Source organism: Pseudomonas sp. 43(2021) (genome assembly GCF_017490805.1).
GTDB lineage: Bacteria > Pseudomonadota > Gammaproteobacteria > Pseudomonadales > Pseudomonadaceae > Aquipseudomonas.
This window is the reverse complement of the sequence record NZ_JAFGYJ010000245.1, coordinates 1-531: the sequence shown is the minus strand read 5'-3', so window position 1 is coordinate 531 and position 531 is coordinate 1. Positions and strand designations below refer to the sequence as shown.

The 531-nt window shown below is 61.8% G+C and carries 1 protein-coding gene; it reads left to right on the top strand.

Annotation, left to right across the window (positions count from 1 at the left end):
- Nucleotides 1-18: 18 nt before the first annotated feature.
- Nucleotides 19-450: an AraC family transcriptional regulator gene (locus J5M71_RS27000; RefSeq protein ID WP_207838568.1), complete on the top strand. Its 432-nt coding sequence runs from the start codon at nucleotides 19-21 to the stop codon at nucleotides 448-450.
- The last annotated feature ends 81 nt before the right edge of the window (nucleotides 451-531 follow it).

The window sequence follows — 531 nt, the reverse complement described above, 5'->3', positions numbered from 1 at the left end:
CCGACACGGACCTTGGCCATGGCTTATCTACAGCAAACCGTCGCCCTCGCCCCTGCCTGCGAACCGCGGAAAAACACGACTGGCGGACTCAGTCCGCAGCGCGAACGCCAGATCAAACAGTTGATCCTCGATCGACTGGGCGAAAGCCTGGAAGTGGCGGAACTGGCCCGTGCCTGCTCACTGTCACGCAGTCATTTCTCCCGCGCATTCAAGTGCAGCACCGGCCTGTCGCCACAGGCCTGGATCCGCGCCCAGCGCCTGGCCCGGGCCAAGTTGCTGATCCAGCACACCGACCTCAGCCTCACGCAAATCAGCCTGGAATGCGGCTTCTGCGATCAGGCGCACTTCTGCCACATGTTCACCCGCAGCGAGGGCATCAATCCCTTCGCCTGGCGCTGTCGAGTCATGGATAAACCGAAAAACACCGCAGCACAGCCTGCGGTGTTTTGACTGCTGCCGTTACGCCACCCGTTGCACTGATGCTCAAACCTGAGGATTATGCCCGGACACCCCGGATCAGAAGGCCTGCGC

Bases quoted from the DNA above. Each gene is read 5' to 3' on its own strand.
- J5M71_RS27000 (WP_207838568.1), top strand. From the start codon at position 19: ATGGCTTATCTACAGCAAACCGTCGCCCTCGCCCCTGCCTGCGAACCG.